Genomic DNA, 579 nt, shown 5'->3' on the forward strand with positions numbered 1-579 from the left:
AGACGTTCCTGGTGCAGGCGTTCTCCATCCCCTCCGACTCGATGCAGAACACCCTGCAGCGCGGCGACCGGGTGCTGGTGGACAAGCTCACGCCGTGGTTCGGCTCGGAGCCCGAGCGCGGCGAGGTCGTCGTCTTCCACGACCCGGGCGGCTGGCTGGACGAGGCACCGCAGTCCGACTCGGGACCGATCGCCGAAGGCATGCAGAAGGTCCTCAGCTTCATCGGCCTGATGCCGTCGGCGGAGGAGAAAGACCTGATCAAGCGCGTGATCGCGGTCGGTGGCGACACGGTCGAGTGCAAGAACGACGGCCCGGTCAAGGTCAACGGCAAGGCGCTGGATGAGCCGTACATCTTCCCTGGCGACACTCCGTGCGGTGACAAGGAGTTCGGCCCGATCCACGTGCCCGAGGGCCGGATCTGGGTCATGGGCGACCACCGTCAGGACTCCCTCGACTCCCGCTACCACCAGAACCTGGACAACGGCACCGTGTCGAACGACGAGGTCGTGGGCCGGGCGATCGTCAAGGCGTGGCCGATCAACCGCTGGGGCACGCTGCCGGTTCCGGACACCTTTGACC

General features: G+C 66.8%; 1 protein-coding gene. It reads left to right on the plus strand.

The genetic code is table 11. From position 1 onward, the window contains the following. On the plus strand, positions 1-579 hold a 579-nt coding region (gene lepB, locus KUM32_RS41855), incomplete at both ends, for a signal peptidase I (protein ID WP_217146847.1).

Source organism: Streptomyces sp. AC627_RSS907 (assembly GCF_019049165.1).